Origin of the sequence: Mesorhizobium sp. LNHC252B00, from assembly GCF_000502955.1 — a bacterium.
Classification (GTDB): domain Bacteria; phylum Pseudomonadota; class Alphaproteobacteria; order Rhizobiales; family Rhizobiaceae; genus Mesorhizobium.
In genome coordinates this window covers 393,508-408,974 of the sequence record NZ_AYWO01000001.1, presented here as the reverse complement: position 1 = coordinate 408,974, position 15,467 = coordinate 393,508, and the positions used below count along the sequence as shown (strand labels likewise).

Sequence of the window (15,467 nt, the reverse complement as noted above, 5' to 3'; positions counted from 1 at the left end):
GTGTAACCGCGAACCGGGATAGACGCGACTTTGTAAGTTATTGAAATCACATCATTTAAAACGTTAACAGGCAAGCGATTCCTCGCTTGCCTGTTAACAACTATTACAGTCCGTTTACCAATCAGTTGGCCTGGCGGCGCAGGAACGCCGGAATCTCCAGCTGATCGTCTTCCTGAGTCGCCCTCACCTGCGGTGTCAGGCGGCCCTGGTCGTCGAGCTGGCCGCGGCGCGGTGCGTAGAGCTGCGCGTCCTGGCTGGCAAGACGGCGCACTTCGGGTGCGGCCTGGCGCAGCTTGGGTTCGCGTGGCTGCGCCGGCTGCAGCCGTGCAGGCTCTTCTTCGCGGCGGGTCAGTCCGTTGGTCAGGCGCTTCAGCAGGCCCATCGGTCCGCTGTTGTTCTCGTGGTCGGCCGGGCGGCTCTTGGCATCCACCTCGGCCTTGACGACGGGCGGAAAGTCCTCGACGCGCGGCATGCGCTGCGGCGCCATGGCAACCGGCTGCGGGGCTTCGCGTAGCATCTCGCGCGGCTGCGGAGCCGGCTGCATCTGCTGGACCACCGGCTGCGGCATCGGCTGTGCTGGCGGCGCCTGGAAGATCTTGCTCTGCGGGCGGAAATCTTCGGCGTGAGCGACCGGAGCCGGACGCGCCTGTGCCATGGCCGCGGCATTTGCCTCGGCCAACTGGATGGCTTCGGCGACCGGGTCGATGGCACGCGGTTCGTACGCGGTCTGCTGGACCGGAGCCGGGCGGCTTTCCGGTGCGGCAACGGCCGGGCGGCTGGCCGGCTTCGGAGGCGCCGTGCGGATCGAGATCGGCGCCGCGGCGATTTCAGCCGCCGACTTGTCGATGCCGGTAGCAACCACCGAGACGCGGATGACGCCCTCGAGTTCCTCGTCGAAGGTGGCGCCCAGGATGATGTTGGCGTCCTGGTCGACTTCCTCGCGGATACGGGTTGCGGCCTCATCGACTTCGAACAGCGTCAGGTCGCGGCCGCCGGTGATCGAGATCAGCAGGCCCTTTGCGCCCTTCATCGAGGTCTCGTCGAGAAGCGGGTTGGCAATCGCCGCTTCGGCGGCGGCCATCGCACGGCCCTCACCCGAAGCTTCGCCGGTGCCCATCATCGCCTTGCCCATCTCGCGCATGACGGAGCGCACGTCGGCGAAGTCGAGATTGATCAGGCCTTCCTTGACCATCAGGTCGGTGATGCAGGCAACACCGGAATAGAGCACCTGGTCGGCCATGGCGAAGGCGTCGGCGAAGGTGGTCTTGTCATTGGCCAGCCGGAACAGGTTCTGGTTGGGGATGACGATCAGCGTATCGACGCACTTCTGCAGTTCCTCGATGCCGAAGTCCGCTGTCTTCATGCGGCGCTGGCCTTCGAAATGGAACGGCTTGGTGACGACGCCGACGGTGAGGATACCCTTTTCGCGCGCTGCGCGGGCAACGACCGGAGCAGCACCTGTGCCGGTGCCGCCGCCCATGCCGGCGGTGACGAAGCACATATGGGTGTTGGTCAAGTGATCGAGGATCTCGTCGATGCACTCTTCCGCCGCCGCACGGCCGACTTCCGGCTGCGAGCCGGCGCCGAGGCCCTCGGTGACATGCGCGCCGAGCTGGATCAGGCGGCCTGCCTTCGACATGGTCAGCGCCTGCGCGTCGGTGTTGGCCACCACGAACTCGACACCGCGCAACCCGGCGGTGATCATGTTGTTGACGGCATTGCCGCCGCCGCCGCCGACACCGAACACGGTGATGCGCGGCTTAAGCTCGGTGATGTCCGGCTTTTGCAGATTGATGGTCATTGTCTCCGTCCTTTGCCTTTCACGCCGCTTCGCCGCCGCGGCCGCCTATGGGGCTGTCCCCGTCAATTAGAAACTGTCTCTCAACCACTGACTCATGCGATGCAGTTTTCCGCCCGTTCCAGTCATTCTGAGACCGGAAATTCCTTTTGCCGGATGGCTCTCGAAGCTCGCCATCTGCGGGTAGATCAGAAGCCCCACCGCGGCCGAGAACGCCGGCCCCTTCGCCGCTTCGGGCAGGCCGGCCACGCCGAGCGGACGGCCGATGCGCACATTACGCCCCAGGATGCGGCGCGCTGCCTCCGGCAGGCCGGCAAGCTGGCTGGCGCCGCCGGTCAGAACGACACGCTTGCCCACCGCATTGCCGTAGCCGGACTTGTTCAGCCGATCGCGCAGCAGTTCCAGCGTCTCGTCGATGCGGGCGCGCACGATGCGCGTCATCACCGAGCGCGGGATCTGCAAAGGCACATCGCCATCGTCGCCGATCGGCTGGATCGAGACTAGGTCGCGGTCGTCGGCGCTGCCGGGCAGCGCCGAACCATGCATCACCTTCAGCCGTTCGGCGGCATCGAGCGAGGTCGAAAGCCCCTTGGCCATGTCAAGCGTGACATGGTTGCCGCCGATGGCGATGGCATCGCCATGGACGAACTTGCCTTCCGAAAACACCGAGATCGTCGTCGTGCCGCCACCCATGTCGATGCAGGCAGCGCCCATTTCCAGTTCGTCGTCGACCAGGGCCGCCAAGCCGCTGGCATAGGGTGTCGCCACCATGCGCTCGACCGATAGATGCGAACGGTTGATGGAAAGCTCCAGGTTGCGCATCGGAGCGGCATCGCCGGTCAGCACATGCATGTCGACACCGAGTGCGTCGCCGACCATGCCGCGCGGATCGCGCACGCCGCGTTCTGCATCCAGCGAGAAGCCGACGGGTAGCGAATGGATCACCTCGCGTTCGGCCTTCAGCGCCTGCTTGGCGCCGGCGCCCAGAACGCGCTTGATATCGGCCTCGTCGGCCTCGTGGCCGCCAAGGTTGATGGTGGCGGAGAAGGCTTCGCTCTTCAGCCGGCCGGCGGTCATGTTGACGATCAGCGAATCGACCGTCAGGCCAGCCATGCGCTCGGCCGCATCGACGGAAAGGCGGATGGCATGCTCGGCACGATCGAGATCGACGACGACGCCGGACTTCACGCCTTGCGATTTCTGATGGCCGATGCCGATCACCTGGATCCGGTGGGAGCGGCCACGCAGCAGCTTGCCGTCATCACTCGGCTTCAGCTTGGCCACCATGCAGCAGACCTTGCTCGAACCGACATCCAGCACCGTCAGGGTGCCGGACCGGCGCGACGAGGCATCGCCATGACCGCCAAGCCAGCTCATATCTTCGTCTCCGGCTTGTGCTTAAGGCTCTTGGGCTTTTCGTTGAGTGCGGCTTCGCGCTGCGTCGCCGCCTCGGGCGTCAACTGCACGACCAGCCGGTCGGTCAGACGCATGTCGACGGCGGCGATATCGCGCGACAACAGGCCCTTCTCATGATCCATCTTGACGAGTTCGGCGAGTGCCTGATCCTCGCCATCCTCGGGAAGCTTGACGGTGATGCCATTGTCGAGCTTCAGGTCCCAACGCCTTTCTCCGACGCGGACATAGCCTTTGATCCGGCTCGCGAGATCGGGATATTTTTCGATCTTGGCCAGAAAGTCGGGCGCGCTCGCCGGGGCGCCGGTGCCGATCAGCAGCGGCAGCAGCACCTGCTTGCCGCCCGAGAACGGCGCGATCACGGCGCCATTCCTCTCGATGACGGACAGCTCGTCACCCTGCTGCCAAAGCGCGAAGGCGGCGCGCTCCTCGACACGCACTTCCAGCGTGTGCGGATAGACCTTGCGCACCGCCGCGACCTCGATCCATGGCAGGCCGGAAATCCGCTCGCGCGCCGCCGCCGCATCGAAGCCGATCAGCGACGTCCAGCCGTCGAGTTCGAGCCTGTCGAGGATATCGATCTCCGAGGTCTGCCGATTGCCGACCACCTTGACCTGGTCGACGGCAAAGCCGGTGCGGGCGGTGATGCTCTGGACGATGCCGTCGACGTGGCCTCCGAGATAGGCGCCGTAGGCACTGCTCGAGGCGATCAGCACGGCCGACATCATCGCCGCGGAAAAGCGCGGCGCCTGGAATTCCCCAACACCGAGACGGGCCAGAATACGCACAGGGCGGCGAAGCACGCGCGGCAGCACGAAATGGCCTGATGACAACGGCAGGCCGAACAGCGCCGGCTCGGCCGCGCTCCTCTCCTTACCCTGTCCCCATTTCAACGCAGACACGAAGCGTCCTCCACCATCCAACTTAACAAATCGCCAAACGAGTGCCCGGCCTGGGCGGCGATTTCAGGCACCAAGGACGTCGGCGTCATACCCGGCTGGGTGTTGACCTCGAGCCAGACAATCTCGCCGTTTTCGGAATGCCGATCGTCATAACGGAAATCCGATCGGGAAACGCCCCGACAGCCGATCGCTTGGTGAGCCTTAAGCGCCAGTGTTTGTATTTTTTGGTAAATATTCGGTGAAACTTTTGCGGGGCATTCGTGCTTTGATCCCCCAGCGACATATTTTGAATCATAGTCGTAGAAAGAATGGCCGGTCGGGATGATCTCGCAGACCCCCAGCGCCACATCGCCCATCACCGCACAGGTCAGCTCACGGCCGTGGATGTAGCGCTCGACCATGACGGTATCGCCATATTTCCATTCGGAAGAGCCGATCACCTGCGGCGGATGCGACTGACCTTCATGCACGATGACGACGCCGAAGCTCGAGCCTTCATTGACCGGCTTGACCACATAGGGCGGCTTCATCGGGTGCTTGTTCTGAATGGCGAAGCGGCTGGCGACCTTCGATTCAGCGACCGGGATACCGACCGATTTGGCAACCCGCTTGGCCTGCTCCTTGTTCATGGCCAGAGCCGAGGCGAGCACGCCGGAATGAGTGTAGGGAATGCCGAGATACTCGAGGATGCCCTGGACGGTTCCGTCCTCGCCAAAGGGACCATGCAGCGCGTTGAAGACGACATCGGGCTTGAGCTCGGCAAGTACGGAGCCGACATCGCGCCCGACATCGACGCGGGTGACCGGGTAGCCTTCCTGCTCGAGCGCATCAGCACAAGCCTTTCCCGAAGACAAAGACACGGGCCGCTCGGACGAAAAACCACCCAGCAGGACAGCCACATGCTTGCTTTTCATTCCCCGGTATCCCCTCTCACGGCGGACCAAAAACCAAGATTTTCCGCAACATTGAGTCCGAGTCTCCCGGCAGGTTGCCCCCCAGACGGAAAACGCGGGTGACGCGTCGAACGACTCAAATCAGGAAACGCTTTCGAACAGAGAATCAGAGAGTTGATTCACTGGCAAGTACTTACGATTCCGAGAGATTCACTTTCTGAGAAAATGATGCGAAAAGCGTGCAGTTGAGTCTTCGGAGCAACGGTTGCGGGCCGTTTTGGCACCGTCGAACTTCATGTGTCACATGAAGTTCGACGCGGGCTAAAGAAGCTGTCCGAGAAACTCCTGAACGGCATGTCCCGGCCGGAAATTGCCAATGCGCTTGATTTCCCATTGCAGCCGGATACCGGAATTCTCCAGCACCCGCGTACGCACCGTCTCGCCGAGATATTCAAGGTCGTAGCCGGTCGCGGTTCCCGTGTTGATCATGAAGTTGCAATGCATCGGCGACATCTGCGCACCACCGATCATCAGGCCGCGGCAGCCGGCCTTGTCGATCTCCTTCCAGGCCGACGTGCCTTCCGGATTCTTGAAGGTCGAGCCGCCGGTCTTCTCGCGGATCGGCTGCACGGTCTCGCGGTGGTTCTGCACGGCATCCATCGCTGCCTTGATCACGGCCTTGTCCTCGGCAAAGCCTTCCAACACGGCCGAGGTAAAGATAAGTCCGGCAGGTGCCGCCGAATGACGATAGGCGTAGCCCATGTCGGCATTGCTGAGCGTCTGCACATTGCCCTTGCGGTCGAGCGCGCGCACCTCGACGACGCGCTCGCGCGTCTCGACGCCATTGGCACCGGCATTCATCCGCAGTGCGCCGCCGACGGCGCCCGGAATGCCATGGTAGAAATGAAACCCGCCAATGCCGGCCTCGAGCGCCACCGCGGCGACGCGCTTGTCGGGCGTGGCCGCGCCGGCCTTGATCCTGATTGGCGAAATGACTTCCGCTTCGCCAAACCCCTTGGCCGAAAGCCTGATGACAAAGCCCGGAATGCCGCCGTCACGGACCAGAAGGTTGGATCCGACGCCGACGATGGTCAGCGGTATTTCCTCCGGAACGGCTTTGAGGAACGTGGCAAGGTCCTCTTCGTCCGCCGGCTGGAACAGCACTTCCGCCAGACCACCCGCACGGAACCAGGTGATCTTGTCCATCTCGGCATTCGGCGTGACGCGCCCGCGCAAGCCGGCAAGCCGGTCGCCAAGTCTGTCGATCAGGGCCTGGCCGTGCATCATGAGACGGTCCCGCCAAGCTCCTTGGGCAACGCATAGGCCCATTGGGTGATGTTGCCGGCGCCAAGGAAGACCACGAAATCGCCTGGTTTGGCCAGCTCGCGGATGATGGGCGCAATCGCCACCGGACCCTCGATGTAACGCGCATCGCGATGGCCGCCGGCGCGGATGCGCGACACCAGCGCGTCCGAGCTGACGCCTTCGATCGGCTCCTCGCCGGCCGCATAGACCGGCGCCACCATCACCGTGTCGGCGTCGTTGAAGCAGGCGGAAAACTCGTTGAACAGATCATGCAGACGGGTGAAGCGATGCGGCTGGGCGATGGCGATGACGCGCCCCTTGGTGGCGCTGCGCGCCGCCTTCAGCACCGCAGAGATCTCGACCGGATGGTGGCCGTAATCGTCGAACACGTCCACGCCGTTCCACGAGCCGGTATGGGTAAAGCGGCGCTTGACGCCGGCGAAGGACGACAAGCCCCTCTTGATCGCCTCGGCCGACAGGCCGAGCTGATGCGCGACCGCGATCGCGGCGGTCGCGTTGGAGACGTTGTGACGGCCGGGCATCGGCAGGCGCAGGCCTGCTATCGTCGTCTGGTCGCCGGTCTTGCGGTCGCGGATCACCACGTCGAATTCCGAAATGGCACCCGCCATGCGATGGTTGGTGAAGCGCACATCGGCCTGCGCGTTCTCGCCATAGGTGACGATGCGGCGGTCCTCGATACGGCTGACCAGCGCCTGCACCTCGGGATGATCGGTGCACATCACGCCAAAACCATAGAACGGCACGTTTTCGACGAACTGGCGGAACGCCTCGCGCACTTTGTCGAAGCTACCATAGTGATCGAGATGCTCGGGATCGATGTTGGTGACGACCGCGATCTCGGCCGGCAGCTTCAGGAAGGTGCCGTCGCTCTCGTCGGCCTCCACCACCATCCACTCACCATCGCCCATGCGGGCGTTGGTGCCGTAGGCATTGATGATGCCGCCATTGATGACGGTCGGATCGAGCCCGCCGGCATCGAGCAGGGTCGCCACCATCGAGGTCGTCGTCGTCTTGCCATGCGTGCCGCCGATGGCCACCGCCTGGCGGAAGCGCATCAGCTCGGCCAGCATCTCGGCCCGGCGCACGATCGGCAGCAGCTTTTCGCGCGCGGCCTTGAGTTCCGGATTGGATTTCTTGATTGCCGTCGAGACGACCACAACCTCGGCATCGCCGAGGTTTTCGGGCTTGTGGCCGACAAAGCATTCGATGCCCTTGTCGCGCAGCCGCTGGACATTGGCGCTCTCGGCCTGGTCGGAGCCTTGCACCTTGTAGCCGAGATTGTGCAGCACTTCGGCGATGCCGCTCATGCCGATGCCGCCAATGCCGATGAAATGCACAAGGCCTATGGTCTGCGGCATCTTCATGCTTGCGTCCCCTTCCTGAAATCCGAAACGGCTTTTTTGGACGCAATAGCCTCTGTGAGATCGGCGAGCAACCGTGCCGCGTCGGGCCTGCCCGCCGATTTCGCGCCCGCGGCCATCGCCGCCAGCCGCTCGGGGGCGTCCATTAGCCCGCCGACGAGGGCTGCGATGCGTTCGGGCGAAAGCGAGGATTGCGGGTGCACTTCGCCACCGCCGGCGGCGGCAAGGGCCGCTGCATTCGCCGCTTGGTCGTGGTCGAGCGCGTGCGGGTAAGGCACCAGCAGTGCCGGCCGGCCGATAACGGCGATCTCCGAGACTGTCGAAGCGCCGGAACGCGAGATCACCAGATGCGCCGCCGCCATGCGTACCGCCATGTCGGTGAAGAACGGCGAAACCTCGACGGCTACGCCGAGGGCGGCATAGGCAGCCTTGACCCGCGCCACGTCATCCGCGCGCGCCTGCTGCGTGATCACCAGCCGCTTGCGCTGGGCATCGGAAAGCAGCGCAATCGCCCCCGGCACGGCGTCGGAAAAGAACTGGGCGCCCTGGCTGCCGCCGAACACCAGCAGGCGGAACGGCTGTTCCCCGACCGACGCCGCATAGGGCGTGTTGGCCGCTTCCAGCACGGCAGGCCTGACCGGATTGCCCGTCGTCACCGTCTTGGCGCCGGCGGCACTGGTGTCCTGCGGCAGGAAGCCGCCGGCGATCGCATCGACACGCCCGGCCAGCGCCCGGTTGGCGCGGCCCATCACCGCGTTCTGCTCATGGATCAGCGTCGGCACCTTACGCCGCGTCGCCGCGTAGAGCGGCGGCAGGGTCGGGTAGCCGCCGAAGCCGACGACGGCATCCGGCTTGATCCTGGCGATGATGGCGGAGGCCTGGCGCACGCCGCGCCAGATTTTCCAGAAAGCGCCAAGCAGGGCAAACGGATTTTTCGAACCCATCGTCGCCGACTGGATCGGATGGACGGCGGCGGCCGGAAAATGGCCGGCGAACCGTTCGGCACGGTCGTCGGTTGCCAGGTGCACCGACCAGCCGCGCTCGTTCAGCTCGTGCGCCAGCGCTTCGGCCGGGAAAAGATGCCCACCGGTTCCGCCCGCCGCGAGAAGGATGATGCCTCTGGCCATATCACTCCGCCGGCAGCGCGCGCTGCGGCAGCGCAAAGCCCATCTGCTTGCGCTTCTCCGGCCTCTTGCGTGTCAAAGCCAGCACCATGCCCATCGAGATTGCGATCGCGATCTGCGAGGAGCCGCCATAGGAGATGAACGGCAGCGTCATGCCCTTGGCCGGCACAAGCTGCAGGTTGACGCACATGTTGATGACGGCCTGCAGGCCGAACACGGTGACGAGGCCACCGACCGCATAACGGGTGAAATCGTCATGCTCCTTCAGCGCCGTGTTGAGGCCGCGCAAAACGATGAAGGCGAAGATCGACATGATGAAGAAGCACATGATCAATCCGAATTCTTCGCCGGCGACCGAGAAGACGAAGTCGGCATGGCTGTCCGGGATGACCCGCTTGACGGTGCCTTCGCCCGGACCGACGCCAAACCAGCCGCCATTGATCAGCGCCTCGCGCCCCATGTCGACCTGGAACGTGTCGCCTTCGCCGGTGAGGAACTTGTCGATGCGCAAGGCAACGTGCGGAAACACCGTATAGGCGGCAAAGACACCGCCGACGCCGGCGGCACCCAGCGCGACGATCCACAGCCAGGGCAGACCCGCCATGAAGAACATGATGCCCCAGGTGCCGGTCGTCAGCATGGTCTGGCCCAGGTCTGGTTGCGCCACCAGCAGCGACACGACCAGCACCAGCAACAGCATGGCGAACAGATTGCCCGGAATGTCGGGCTGGCGCTTGTGCTCGGCAAACAGCCACGCGCACATGATGACGAAGGCGGGTTTCAGAAATTCAGAGGGCTGGATGGACAGGCCGGCAAGCGACACCCAGCGGCGCGCGCCCTTCACCTCGACGCCGACATAGAGCACCGCGACCATCAGCACCAGCATCAGGCAAAGCATGATCAGCGCCATGCGCCGGATCTGCCGGGAATCGAGGAACGACACGGCCAGCATCACGCCAAGCGCCGGCACCGTGAAGATGATCTGCCTGGTGGCGAAGTGGAAACTGTCGAGACCGATGCGTTCGGCCACTGCCGGGCTGGCGGCAAAGGACAGCACGATGCCGAGCCCCATCAGCGACAGGAACGCCGCCAGGAACCAGCGATCGATCGTCCACCACCAGGTCGCAACCGGACTTTTGTCGAGACGGCTTTGCATTATCGTGTCCCTCCAATGGGTTTCACGCCCTCGATAGCATACGCAGCTTGCCTGAAGGCTTCGCCGCGGACTTCGAAATTCTTGAACTGGTCGAAACTGGCGCAGGCCGGCGACAACAGCACCACCGCCTCGCCGCTGTCGTCCAGTGCCGCATCATGCGAGGCGTGCTCGACCGCCGCGGCCAGCGTTCCTGAAATTTCGTAGGGCACGGCCTCACCCAGCGTCGCCGAAAAGGCGGGGGCGGCCTCGCCGATCAGATAGGCCTTGGCGATCCGCGGAAAGAAACCGCGCAACGGCTCGATGCCGCCTTCCTTGGGCAGGCCGCCGGCGATCCAGTAGATGCGCGCAAAGCTGGACAGCGCCGGTGCCGCCGCATCGGCGTTGGTCGCCTTGGAATCGTTGATGAACAGCACATGGTCCTTGCGGCCGACCTGCTCCATGCGATGGGCGAGGCCGGGAAAGCTCTCCAACCCCGACTGGATCTCGCCGAGCTCCAGTCCGACCTTGAGGCAGGCGGCGACGGCAGCCAGCGCGTTCTGCGCATTGTGCTGGCCTCGCAGCGAGCCGATGCCTTCGAGGAAAGCGACGCGGCTGTAGCGGCCATGCACAGCTTCCATCAGGTAGCTGCCGTCGGCGAAATAGCCGTCGGTCAGCGGCAGCCGCTTGGAAATCCGGATGACATGCCGCCCCGCCCGCTCCAGCCGCTCGGCGATCTGCGCGCACCAGGAATCGTCGATGCCGACGATTGCCGTCTCGCTGCCGGCCACCAGCCGTTCCTTGATTGAGGCGTAGTGCTGCATGGTGCCGTGACGGTCGAGATGGTCGGGGGTTAGATTGAGCAGGATTCCGGCCGTCGGGTTGATCGAAGGCGCGAGGTCGATCTGGTAGGACGAGCATTCGACCACATAGTGCCGATCGGGCTCAGGCGGATCGAGCGTCATCACCGCGCGGCCGATGTTGCCGCCCATCTGGGCGTCTCGTCCCGCCGCTTTCAGGATATGCGCCGTCAGCGCGGTCGTCGTCGACTTGCCGTTGGTGCCGGTGATGGCGATGAAGGGCGATATCGGCGCCTTGAGCATCCGTTCTCGGCAGAAAAGCTCGATGTCGCCGATGATCTCGACACCCGAACCGCGCGCCAGCTCCACCGTCCAATGCGGCTTGGGATGCGTCAGCGGTACACCCGGCGACAGCACGAAGGCTGAGAACTTCGCCCAGTCGGCGCCGCGCAGATCGGCTGTTGCAATCCCGGTGGCGGCGGCCTTGGCGACGCTTTCGGGATTGTCGTCCCAGGCCAGCACATCCGCGCCGCCCTCGATAAGCGCGCGCGCCGTCGCAATCCCCGAACCACCGAGCCCGAAGAGCGAAACGCGCCTGCCTGAAAAGGATGCGGCGGGGATCAAGCGGACTCCTATCTCAGCTTCAGGGTTGACAGGCCGACCAGCGCCAGGATGACGGCGATGATCCAGAAGCGGATCACCACCTGGCTTTCGGTCCAGCCCAGCTTTTCGAAATGATGGTGGATCGGCGCCATCAGGAACACCCGCTTGCCGGTCATCTTGAAGTAGCCGACCTGGATGATGACCGACAGGATTTCCACGACGAACAATCCGCCGACGATGACAAGCACGATCTCGTGTTTGGTGGCTACCGCCACGGTGCCGATCAGGCCACCCATGGCCAGCGAACCGGTGTCGCCCATGAAGATCGCCGCCGGTGGCGCGTTGAACCAGAGAAAGCCGAGGCCGGCACCGATGACCGCGCCAAGCACGACCGCCAGTTCGCCGGTGCCGGGCACGAAATGGATCTGCAGATATTCGGCGAAGACAGCGTTGCCGGAGAGATAGGCGATGACGCCGAAGGAGGCCGCCGCGATCATGATAGGCACGATCGCCAGCCCGTCCAGGCCGTCGGTCAGGTTCACCGCATTGCCGGCACCGACGATGACGAAGCAGGAGAACGGAATGAAGAACCAGCCGAGATTGACGATGAATTCCTTGGCGAAGGGAAATGTCAGCGACGAGGAGAACGGCGCCTGGCCGTTATGCATGATCACCCATGCGGCAATGCCGGCGATGACGAATTCGAGCGCCAGCCGCGCCTTGCCGGAAAAGCCGAGATGCGACTGCTTGGTCACCTTGAGATAGTCGTCGTAGAAGCCGATCGAGCCGAAGCCCACAGTCACCAGCAGCACCACCCAGACGTAGATGCTCGACAGGTTCGCCCACAGCAGCGACGAGCCTATGATGCCGGACAGGATCATCAGGCCGCCCATGGTCGGCGTACCAGCCTTCTTGAAATGCGTCTGCGGCCCGTCAGCCCGGATCGGCTGGCCCTTGCCTTGCCGCAGGCGCAGCGAATTGATGATGGTCGGTCCGAAGATGAAGACGATCAGCGCCGACGTGATCAACGCCCCGCCGGTGCGGAAGGTGATGTAGCGGAAGACGTTGAAGGCCGAGATCTTGTCCGCAAAATCGACGAGTAATGTGAACATGCGTTATCGTCCCCCGACCTGGGTCTGTTTTCTGGTTGTCGATTCAGGCGGGAATTTGCCCAGCACCGCATCGACCAGTTTTGCAAAGCCGATGCCTTTCGACGATTTGATCATCACCACGTCGCCTGGCCTCAGCGCGGCCAGCAGCACCGGCTTCAGTTCCTCGACACCGGCACGGTATTCCGTCTTGACTTCGCCGGGCAGTATCTCGGCCAGTGCCCGCATTTCAGGGCCACCGAGGAAGACGGTCTGCGTCCCGGTGCCAACGATAAGGTCGGCGAGAGCGGCATGCAGCTTGGCCGAATGGTCGCCGAGTTCGAGCATGTCGCCGAGCACGGCGATGCGGCGGCCCTCGCCCGTCACCGGCGTCGCGTTGAGCAATGCCATCGCGGCAGCCATCGACGCCGGATTGGCGTTGTAGCTCTCGTCGATCAGCGTGATCGGCCCGCCGGGGTAGCTAGAAGTCGAGCCACCGGGATGGCTCGAAGTCGAGCCACCGGGGTGGCGCAGCACATGGCGCTTGCCGCGCCCGCGCTCGGCCGAGAGATCGGCCAGTGCCAGGGCCACTTTGTCGACATCGGCCCCGATCAGATGCGCCGCCCCCAGCACCGCCAGCACGTTCTGCACCATATGGCGGCCGGGCGCACCGATCCGAGCCGACACTTCGTGGCCGCTGATCCTGGCACTGATGTCGGAATGATCGGCGTGCAGTTCGCATTGGACCAGCTTGAAGGTCGAACGCGCATTCTCGCCGAAACCGTAGACGTGCTCGACGCCGGCGGCATGCGCCATTTTGTCGAGAATCTTGAAGCGCGCATCGTCGCGGTTGAGGACAGCGGCACCGTTAGGCTCCAGCCCTTCGAAAATCTCGGCCTTGGCCTTGGCGATCTCGTCCAGGTTGCGGAAGAAGCCAAGGTGGGCGGCCGCGATCATGGTCACGATGGCGACATGCGGCCTCACCATTTTCACCAGCGGCCGTATCTCGTCAGGATGGTTCATGCCGATTTCGAAAACGGCATAGTCGCAATCGGCGGGCATGCGCGCCAATGTCAGCGGCACGCCCCAGTGATTGTTGAACGACTGCGCCGAGGCATGCGTCTTGCCGACGGCTTGCAGCACATGACGCAGCGCTTCCTTGGTGGTGGTCTTGCCAGCCGAACCGGTCACCGCGATGATTTTGGCTTGGGAGCGCGCGCGGGAGGCTACTCCGAGCTTTTCCAGCGCGACCAGCACATCATCGACGACGATGATCGGCGCCGTCAGCCGGCCGAGCGACGGCAGCTTGCCTTCGGCTACCACCAGAACCCCGGCGCCGGCTTTGATGGCTGACGTGACGAAGTCATGCCCGTCCATCGCCTCGCCCTTGATGGCGAAGAAGGCGTCGCCGGGCTGTAGGCTGCGGCTGTCGATTGAAATACCCGATATGCCGTCCGGCATCGGCCCGAGCGGCCGCCCGTCCATGGCGGTGACCAGCGCCTCGGAGGTCCACAACAAGCTCATGCGGCACGCTCTACGAGTGCTGCGCGAACTTCCTCATGATCGGAGAAATGCAAGGTCTCGGAGCCGATCGTCTGGCCTTCCTCGTGGCCCTTGCCGGCTACGATCAGCGTGTCGCCGGCATGCAGCATGGCGACCGCCTCGCGGATCGCCTGGCGCCGGTCGCCTATCTCTATGGCACCAGGAGCAGCGGCGAGGATCGCCGCGCGGATTGTTTCCGGTACTTCCGATCGCGGATTGTCGTCGGTCACGATCACGACATCGGCAAGCCGCGTCGCGATCTCCCCCATGATCGGCCTTTTTCCCCGGTCGCGGTCGCCGCCGCAGCCGAACACGACGATGACGCGACCAGTGGTGAACGGGCGCACCGAGGCCAGCACGTTTTCCAGCGCGTCCGGTTTGTGGGCATAATCGACATAGACCGGCGCGCCATTCGCGGTGGTGCCGACGAGGTCGAGCCGGCCGGGCGCACCCTTCAGTTTCTCCAACGCCATCAAGGTCTTGGCGACGGGCGTTCCCGTGGAAATGGCAAGCCCTGCCGAAACCAGCGCGTTCGATATCTGGAAATCGCCGGCCAGCGGCAAGTCGACCTCATAGAGCACGCCGTCGGCCTCGACCTCGGCGCGCTGGCGGTGGCGCTCGTGCTCGACCCGCTTCAACCTGAGGAAATCGCCATGGCGGCCAACCGTCAGCGCCTCGAGCCCGGCGGCCCGCGCCGCCTGGATCGTCGGCGCCGACCATGGATCGTCGGCGAAGATCACGGCCGGCGCGCCCTTCGGCAGCAGCGTGTCGAACAGCCGCAATTTGGCCTGGTGATAGTCCGCGATGGTCGGATGGTAGTCCATATGGTCGCGACCGAGATTGGTGAACCCGCCGGCCGCCAGCTTCACACCGTCGAGGCGGCGCTGGTCGAGCCCATGGCTGGAGGCTTCCATGGAGGCGTGGGTGACGCCGGCATCGGCCAATTCCCGCAGCAATTGGTGCAAGGCGACCGGATCGGGCGTCGTCAGCGAGCCATAATCGTTGCGGCCCGGAGCTACCACGCCGGTGGTGCCGATCGAAGCGGCGGCATAACCCGCCTGCTCCCAGATCTGCCTGGTGAAGGCAGCGACCGATGTCTTGCCGCTGGTACCGGTTACCGCGATCATGGTCTGCGGCTGCTTGCCGAAATAGCGGGCCGCACTCAGCGCCAGTGCCAGGCGCGGATCGTCGACCGCCAATACCGGAACCGACAGTCCAGCAATGGCGCTGCCCTTGGCAGCCACAATCGCGACCGCACCACGCGCGGCGGCATCGGCGGCATAAACGGCACCATCGGCCTTGGTTCCGGCGAGCGCAAAAAAGACAACGCCCGATCTTACCTGGCGGGAATCCGACGAAATCCCGATGACCTCCAGATCGGCGGAAGTTGTTCCTTCGACTGGCAGGATACCGGCTAGGTCTCTTAGTTTCATCGAACCCCGTTCACCGCAACAAAATAGCGCGCAGTTACCGGCGCGCCCTAAG

General features: G+C 64.1%; 12 protein-coding genes. All 12 read right to left on the bottom strand.

Going from position 1 to position 15,467, the window contains the following annotated elements:
- Window positions 1–121: 121 nt before the first annotated feature.
- Window positions 122–1,801, bottom strand: coding sequence for a cell division protein FtsZ (gene ftsZ / locus X744_RS167370; RefSeq protein WP_023757016.1), 1,680 nt, complete (start codon window positions 1,799–1,801; stop codon window positions 122–124).
- Window positions 1,802–1,867: 66 nt separating this feature from the next.
- Window positions 1,868–3,175 (bottom strand): cell division protein FtsA, encoded by a 1,308-nt coding sequence (gene ftsA, locus X744_RS167375; RefSeq protein WP_023757015.1) that lies wholly within the window; start codon window positions 3,173–3,175, stop codon window positions 1,868–1,870.
- Entirely contained in the window at window positions 3,172–4,113 is a 942-nt protein-coding gene (locus X744_RS167380; protein WP_023757014.1) for a cell division protein FtsQ/DivIB, read from the bottom strand. Before X744_RS167380 ends, ftsA begins: the two co-directional genes overlap by 4 nt.
- Window positions 4,101–5,027 carry a D-alanine--D-alanine ligase gene (locus X744_RS167385; protein WP_023757013.1) on the bottom strand — a complete coding sequence of 309 codons (927 nt, stop codon included), beginning with the start codon at window positions 5,025–5,027 and terminating at the stop codon, window positions 4,101–4,103. The genes X744_RS167380 and X744_RS167385 overlap by 13 nt, the downstream gene beginning before the upstream one ends.
- 300 nt (window positions 5,028–5,327) lie before the next feature.
- Window positions 5,328–6,293: a UDP-N-acetylmuramate dehydrogenase gene (gene murB, locus X744_RS167390; RefSeq protein ID WP_031259531.1), complete on the bottom strand. Its 966-nt coding sequence runs from the start codon at window positions 6,291–6,293 to the stop codon at window positions 5,328–5,330.
- Window positions 6,290–7,696 carry a UDP-N-acetylmuramate--L-alanine ligase gene (murC, locus tag X744_RS167395; RefSeq protein ID WP_023757011.1) on the bottom strand — a complete coding sequence of 469 codons (1,407 nt, stop codon included), beginning with the start codon at window positions 7,694–7,696 and terminating at the stop codon, window positions 6,290–6,292. The genes murB and murC overlap by 4 nt, the downstream gene beginning before the upstream one ends.
- The gene (gene murG / locus X744_RS167400) at window positions 7,693–8,820 is read right to left on the bottom strand and encodes an undecaprenyldiphospho-muramoylpentapeptide beta-N-acetylglucosaminyltransferase (RefSeq protein WP_023757010.1); all 1,128 of its coding nucleotides are present in this window, start codon (window positions 8,818–8,820) and stop codon (window positions 7,693–7,695) included. The genes murC and murG overlap by 4 nt, the downstream gene beginning before the upstream one ends.
- A gap of 1 nt (window position 8,821) precedes the next feature.
- On the bottom strand, window positions 8,822–9,973 hold the full coding sequence (gene ftsW / locus X744_RS167405) for a putative lipid II flippase FtsW (protein ID WP_023757009.1): 1,152 nt from the start codon (window positions 9,971–9,973) through the stop codon (window positions 8,822–8,824).
- On the bottom strand, window positions 9,973–11,373 hold the full coding sequence (gene murD, locus X744_RS167410) for a UDP-N-acetylmuramoyl-L-alanine--D-glutamate ligase (protein ID WP_023757008.1): 1,401 nt from the start codon (window positions 11,371–11,373) through the stop codon (window positions 9,973–9,975). Before murD ends, ftsW begins: the two co-directional genes overlap by 1 nt.
- 8 nt (window positions 11,374–11,381) lie before the next feature.
- Entirely contained in the window at window positions 11,382–12,464 is a 1,083-nt protein-coding gene (gene mraY / locus X744_RS167415) for a phospho-N-acetylmuramoyl-pentapeptide-transferase (RefSeq protein WP_023757007.1), read from the bottom strand.
- Between the two features lie 3 nt (window positions 12,465–12,467).
- Window positions 12,468–13,964 carry a UDP-N-acetylmuramoylalanyl-D-glutamyl-2,6-diaminopimelate--D-alanyl-D-alanine ligase gene (locus tag X744_RS167420; protein ID WP_023757006.1) on the bottom strand — a complete coding sequence of 499 codons (1,497 nt, stop codon included), beginning with the start codon at window positions 13,962–13,964 and terminating at the stop codon, window positions 12,468–12,470.
- On the bottom strand, window positions 13,961–15,415 hold the full coding sequence (locus X744_RS167425; protein ID WP_023757005.1) for a UDP-N-acetylmuramoyl-L-alanyl-D-glutamate--2,6-diaminopimelate ligase: 1,455 nt from the start codon (window positions 15,413–15,415) through the stop codon (window positions 13,961–13,963). Before X744_RS167425 ends, X744_RS167420 begins: the two co-directional genes overlap by 4 nt.
- Window positions 15,416–15,467: the final 52 nt, after the last annotated feature.

Excerpts from the sequence above, each read along its gene's own strand:
- X744_RS167385 (WP_023757013.1), bottom strand. The coding sequence starts at position 5,027 with ATGAAAAGCAAGCATGTGGCTGTCCTGCTGGGTGGTTTTTCGTCCGAG.
- mraY (WP_023757007.1), bottom strand. The coding sequence starts at position 12,464 with ATGTTCACATTACTCGTCGATTTTGCGGACAAGATCTCGGCCTTCAAC.
- murG (WP_023757010.1), bottom strand. The coding sequence starts at position 8,820 with ATGGCCAGAGGCATCATCCTTCTCGCGGCGGGCGGAACCGGTGGGCAT.
- murB (WP_031259531.1), bottom strand. The coding sequence starts at position 6,293 with ATGATGCACGGCCAGGCCCTGATCGACAGACTTGGCGACCGGCTTGCC.
- murC (WP_023757011.1), bottom strand. The coding sequence starts at position 7,696 with ATGAAGATGCCGCAGACCATAGGCCTTGTGCATTTCATCGGCATTGGC.
- X744_RS167420 (WP_023757006.1), bottom strand. The coding sequence starts at position 13,964 with ATGAGCTTGTTGTGGACCTCCGAGGCGCTGGTCACCGCCATGGACGGG.
- X744_RS167425 (WP_023757005.1), bottom strand. The coding sequence starts at position 15,415 with ATGAAACTAAGAGACCTAGCCGGTATCCTGCCAGTCGAAGGAACAACT.
- ftsA (WP_023757015.1), bottom strand. The coding sequence starts at position 3,175 with ATGAGCTGGCTTGGCGGTCATGGCGATGCCTCGTCGCGCCGGTCCGGC.
- ftsW (WP_023757009.1), bottom strand. The coding sequence starts at position 9,973 with ATGCAAAGCCGTCTCGACAAAAGTCCGGTTGCGACCTGGTGGTGGACG.
- ftsZ (WP_023757016.1), bottom strand. The coding sequence starts at position 1,801 with ATGACCATCAATCTGCAAAAGCCGGACATCACCGAGCTTAAGCCGCGC.